Genomic DNA, 5,691 nt, shown 5'->3' on the forward strand with positions numbered 1-5,691 from the left:
TCCGGTCGTCTTCATCATCCGCGACTGGCGCAGCCAGATCGTAGTGCTGATCGGCGCGGTGATGCTGGTCATCGGGGGCTGGTAGGCATGGCCACGGAGCGGTTCCCGAGCTTTGGCCTTGCCACACCGTCGGCGCCACGCGCCATCGGTGCCGATGAGGGGATCGCGCTGCTGAAGGGCGGTCAGGCGAAGCCAGCGTCTTTGCTTGCCTATGGCAATGGCCGCTCCTACGGCGATTCCTGCCAGAACCAGGCCGGCGCGGTCGTCGATATGCGATCGCAGAACCGGATCCGCTCCTTCAACGCCGAAACCGGTGTTCTCGAGGCGGATGCCGGCGTGCTGTTATCCGACATCATCGCCCACGCTGCCCCTTACGGCTTCTTCCCGGCGGTTGTGCCAGGCACCCAATTCGTCACGCTCGGCGGCGCCATCGCCAATGACGTGCATGGCAAGAACCATCACCGGCGCGGCACCTTCGGCTGCCATGTCGAGACCTTCACGCTGCTCAGGTCCGACGGAAAGACCCACCGCTGCTCGGCATCGGGCAATGCGCGGCTGTTTGCGGCGACGATCGGTGGCATGGGGCTGACCGGTCTCATCCTGTCGGCCTCGATCCGGCTGATGCGGGTTCCTTCCCTCGACATCGTCGAGAAGACGACGCCGTTTCGCGACCTCGGCGAATTTTTCGACCTGGCCGAGGCTGCCGATCAGGCCAATGAATACGCCGTTGCCTGGATCGACCAGCTTGCCGGCGGTCGCAACAGCGGTCGCGGGTTGCTGTTGTCAGGCAATCACGCCGAGCACGGCTCGCATGCCGCCTCGCGTGCCGGCGGCAATCTCTCGGTGCCGGTCCAGCCGCCGTTCAATGTGCTCAATCGGCCGTTCCTGACCACCTTCAACGCCGCTTACAGGTGGAAGAAGGGGCGCTCGACGGCGCCGCGCCAGACCGGCTACCAGGGCTTCTTCTTTCCGCTCGACGGCGTGCGCGACTGGAACCGGCTTTACGGGCCGAAAGGGCTTTTCCAGCACCAGAGCGTGGTGCCGGAAGAGGCGGCGCGCGACGCCGTGCCGGCACTGCTGGCGGCTGCAAGGCAAGCCGGGCAGGGCTCGTTCCTCACCGTGCTGAAACGCTTCGGCTCCATCCGCTCGCCGGCGCTGCTCTCGTTCCCGCGCCCCGGCTACACGCTGACGCTGGATTTCCCCAACAGGGGGGCTGCGACGCTCGTCTTGTTGCGGGACCTCGATCGCATCACGGTCGAGGCGGGCGGCGCGGTCAACCCCTACAAGGACGCCCGCATGGGCGCCGACATCTTCGCTTCGTCCTTTCCCGAATGGCCGCGGCTGGAGGCGCTTCGCGATCCTGCCTTCATGTCCGACTTCTGGGCGCGGACGGCAAGGAAGCTGGACACGCGGCGAGGTGTGGTCGAGGCGGCGGAATAGATAAAACTCGAGTAATTCTTGGTTACCGAATCGTTAAATCCACGATTCACTCAAAACATTCTTGTGGCTTCACTAAATGTTTGCGGGTTTGTAATAGGAAGCGTGAAGGGGTGGCTTAGAACACATGAAATACATCGTCTTCATTCTCTTTACGGTCATGACCAATGCCGCCGCGCAGCTGATGCTGAAGCAAGGCATGATGTCGCTCGGGCCGATCTCGTTCGAGGGCGTCAATCCGCTGGTCAAGCTGTTGCAGATCGTCTTCAGCCCGTGGGTGTTCCTGGGCCTCTGCACCTTTGTCATCTCGATGGCCTCGCATCTCTATGTGCTGTCCAAGGTCGAGCTTTCCTTCGCCTATCCGTTCCTCAGCCTCGCCTATGTCGCCGTCGCCATCTTCGCCTATTTCGTCTTCCGCGAGGATCTCAATGGCTGGCGCATCGCCGGCATCGCCTTCATCTGCGTCGGCACGGTGCTGATCGCGCAGAGCGGGCGAGAGCGTGAGGACCAGGCGGCTTCCATCACGCCCGACAAGATCCAAGCAAACGAGATCGTTCGATGAGACATGTGATTTTCGGCGGCGACGGTTTCGTCGGCTGCCACCTTGCCCCGAAGCTTGTGGCCGATGGTGAAGAGGTTGTCGTCGCTGACATCGTCAAGAGCGACCTGCCGCATTACCGTAGCGTCCGCTTTATCCAATGCGACGTCACCGATCCGGCGTCGGTCGCTTCGGTTGGGCTCAAGGCCGACGACATGATCTACAATCTGTCGGCCAAGATGCTGTCGCCGATCCAGGTGCGCGCAAAGCGGCACGATTTCTTCTTTCCGGTGAATTTCCATGGCACCGAGCACATCATGCAGGCCATGGACAGAGCCGGCGCAGCCAAGCTCGTCCACTACACGACCGATATGATCTACGGCCACACGGTCACCCAGCCGATGACCGAAGAACATCCGGTCGCGCCGCTTGGCGAATATGGCTGGTCGAAGCAGAAGACCGAGGAGCTGGCGGCCGAATGGCGCAAGCGCGGCATGTCGATCTCGCTGTTCCGTCCACGGCTGATCATCGGTCCCGGCCGGCTCGGCATCCTGGAAAAACTGTTCAAGCTGATCGACTGGAGTTTGCCGGTGCCGATGATCGGTTCGGGCAGGAACCCCTATCAGTTCATTTCTGTTTTCGATTGTGCGGAAGCTGCCCGCGCGGCTTGGAAAGCCGGTGTGCCCAATGAGGCCTATAATTTGGGTTCGCTCAACCCGCCGCCGGTGAAGAAGCTGCTCGGCGACCTGATCAGGCACGCCGGCTCGAAATCGATCCTGATCCCGACACCGGGCTGGGCGGTCAAGCGCACGCTCGACCTGCTCGACCTGATGAACATGCCGATCATGGACCCGGAGCAATATCTGATCGCCGACGAGGAGTGCGTGCTCGACGTGTCGAAGGCCGGGCGTCAGCTCGGCTGGGTGCCGCAATATCGCGACGAGGACATGCTGATCGCCGCCTACAGCGAGTACCGCGCCAAGAAGGCCGGTCACGCTGTCGCCATCAAACATGTGCCCGCCGAATAGCGGCTCGCAAAACAGCTTTCGTTGCGCCCGATCCTGGTCGTGCGTGCAGACAGGAGATTGAAATGACCGTCATGGCCAAGCCCGAACAGACCAATGTGCGCACCATGGTCAGCGCGCCGTCGTTGTCGCCCGCCACCATCGCCAAACCCGACCTGATCAGCGTCGAGCAGGCCAAGGCGATGGATGTCGCCCGTATGACCGACCTGTTCAAGGCGCATCTCAACCCCGGCCAGCTGCATTTCATGAAGCTGCTCGGCTTCCACAAGATCAAGATCGAGCGCGCCGAAGGCATGTTCTACATCGACCAGAACGGCCGCAAGATCCTCGATTTCTTCGGTGGCTTCGGTTCGCTGGCCTTCGGCCACAACCATCCGCGCATTCTGGAAGCACGCAAGAAATTCCAGGAGGAGAAGCGCCAGGAAATCGCCATCGCCTTCATGTCGCAATATGCGGCAGCACTGGCGCACAACATCGCCAAGTGCTCGCCCGGCGATCTCGACATGGTGTTTTTGGGCTCGTCCGGCTCGGAAGCCATGGAAGCGGCGGTGAAGCTCGCCGAGCGCGCCGCCGGCCCAAAGCGGCCGAAGATCGTCTATGCCGAGAATTCCTTCCACGGCAAGACCAAGGGTGTGCTGGGCATCACCGACGGCCAGCTTTATCGCGCCGACTTCAAGATGGCCGATAACACCGTCCGCATTCCGTTCGCCGACATCGAGGCGGTCGAGCGCCTGTTCCGCTCCGACCCGGAGGTCGGCGTCATCGTGCTCGAAACCATCCAGGGCGGCGGCGGCATCATCCAGGCGCCCGCCGAATATTGGCAGAAGCTGCGCGCGCTGTGCGACCAGTACGGCGTGCTGTGGGTCGCAGACGAAGTGCAGTGCGGCTATGGCCGCTCGGGCCGCTTCTATGCCTTCGAACATTACGGCGTCATTCCGGATGTGACCGCGCTGGCCAAGTCGCTCGGCGCCGGCAAGGCGGCTGTGGGTGCGATGATTGCCAGGCGCGAGGTCTATATGAAGGCCTATGGCACGCCGAAGACGGCGATGATCCATGCCATGGCGACCTTCGGCGGCATGGGCGAAGCCTGCGTCACCGCGATCGAGGGGCTCAACGTGCTCTATGATGAGGGGTTGATCGACAATGCCGCCGTCACTGGCGACTATCTGTTGCAGCGGCTGCAGGCGCTTAGGGAAAAATACCCGAAGATCATCAAGGATGTGCGCGGCAAGGGTTTTATGATCGGCCTGGAGTTCCACGACTTCTCGCAGACCTTGCCGATGGTGCTGCGGCCGATCGTCAGCGTGCTCGACGACAAGCTGAAGGGCTCGTTGTCTGGCTTCGTCGGCGCGCTGCTGTTGCGCGATTATGACGTGCTCGTCGCCTTCACCGAGTACAACCGCAACGTCATCCGGCTCGAACCGCCGCTGATCTGCCAGCGCGAGCATGTCGACCGCTTCGTCGATGCCTTCGACAGTCTGCTGTCGCGCGGCATCGTGTCGATCGTGAAGGATTTCGTCAAAAGCCAAGTCCGTTAGAAACGAAGTTCGCTGAGCTCGACAATGCTGACCAGGTCGCCCGCACCGAACAACCCACTCGACCGGCTCACCGCGGCCGGTCTGGCGTGGGGCGAGGGGACCTATGCGCGGTTGGCAGCACCGATCGGTGCGGCGGCCTTCGCGCTCTACATCTTCTTTACAGCGTTCACCGCCTGGGTGATGCCAGACGCCAACTGGGACATGCTGCCCTATCTCGCCATAGGAGAGGAAGGCACCTATCCCGATGCCCAGGCGCTGCACGACTATGCCTACAACACCGTCAAATCAGGCGTTTCAGCTAGCGACTACAAGGCGCTGACCGATGATGGCAGCCGCTTCCGCAGCCACATGACGGAGAATGCCGCCGACTTCCGTTCTCTGCTCGGGATGTACCGGATCAAGTTCCTTTATGCCGAGATTCTGTCGACGATGAGCGCGGTGATGTCGCCGGTCGAGGCGATGCGCCTGTTACAGGTGTTTTCCGTGCTGCTGTTCGGCGCGATCGCCCTGATGTGGCTGCGCTCCGAGGGAGCGCTGGCCTTGGCGCCTTTGATCGGTGCGGTGCTGATCATGGCTGATTTCGGCGATGCGGCTCGTGCCTCGACGCCGGATCTGCTCACTTCAGCGCTGTTGCTTGGCGGGATCTACGCCTATGTCCGCGGCCGCGAGGTGGCGACGGCGATCCTGCTCTTTCTCGCCTTCATGGTGCGGCCGGACAATATTGTTTTCCTCGCTGTGTTTGCTGTGCTGCTGGTCGCGTACCGGCAGAGGGCATGGGGTGCGTTGGCCGGTTTTGCCGCTTCCTTCGTTGCCTATTTCGCCATTTCGCACTGGGCCCATCATCCCGGCTGGTGGCCACATCTGTGGTTCTCCAGCATCGAACAGCACTACAATATGGACGGGTTCGAGCCGCCATTCTCGGTGGTCGCCTATCTCAGGGCCTTCGCCACCTCGCTGCTGCGCGCCGTCAGCCTGAACAGCTGGGTCGGTGTGTCGGTGCTGGCACTGGCCGGCTGGTTTGCCGCCGCCCGCGCCGGCTTCCGCCTCGATCGCCGCGCCGGCATCCTGTTTGCGGCACTGGTGCTCGGTGCGCTGGCGAAGTTCACCGTCTTCCCGATCCACGACACCCGCATCTATTTCCCCCATCTGATCC

5 protein-coding genes are annotated in these 5,691 nt (G+C 62.3%); all 5 read left to right on the forward strand.

All coding sequences use genetic code 11. The features are described from left to right. The first annotated feature begins 87 nt into the window (after positions 1 to 87). Complete coding sequence (locus tag EN935_RS19815; RefSeq protein WP_127373549.1) at positions 88 to 1,440, forward strand: FAD-binding oxidoreductase; 1,353 nt, start codon at positions 88 to 90, stop codon at positions 1,438 to 1,440. 124 nt (positions 1,441 to 1,564) lie between these two features. Further along, the gene (locus EN935_RS19820) at positions 1,565 to 1,999 is read left to right on the forward strand and encodes an EamA family transporter (RefSeq protein WP_109667844.1); all 435 of its coding nucleotides are present in this window, start codon (positions 1,565 to 1,567) and stop codon (positions 1,997 to 1,999) included. Beyond that, on the forward strand, positions 1,996 to 3,003 hold the full coding sequence (locus EN935_RS19825) for an NAD(P)-dependent oxidoreductase (RefSeq protein ID WP_127264452.1): 1,008 nt from the start codon (positions 1,996 to 1,998) through the stop codon (positions 3,001 to 3,003). The genes EN935_RS19820 and EN935_RS19825 overlap by 4 nt, the downstream gene beginning before the upstream one ends. 104 nt (positions 3,004 to 3,107) lie before the next feature. After that, positions 3,108 to 4,538: an aspartate aminotransferase family protein gene (locus EN935_RS19830; protein ID WP_245468887.1), complete on the forward strand. Its 1,431-nt coding sequence runs from the start codon at positions 3,108 to 3,110 to the stop codon at positions 4,536 to 4,538. 24 nt (positions 4,539 to 4,562) lie between these two features. Then, positions 4,563 to 5,691 (forward strand): glycosyltransferase 87 family protein (locus tag EN935_RS19835; RefSeq protein ID WP_127373550.1); only part of this gene is annotated, 1,129 nt, incomplete at its 3' end.

This window comes from Mesorhizobium sp. M7D.F.Ca.US.004.03.1.1, from assembly GCF_003998635.1.
Lineage (GTDB): Bacteria > Pseudomonadota > Alphaproteobacteria > Rhizobiales > Rhizobiaceae > Mesorhizobium > Mesorhizobium loti.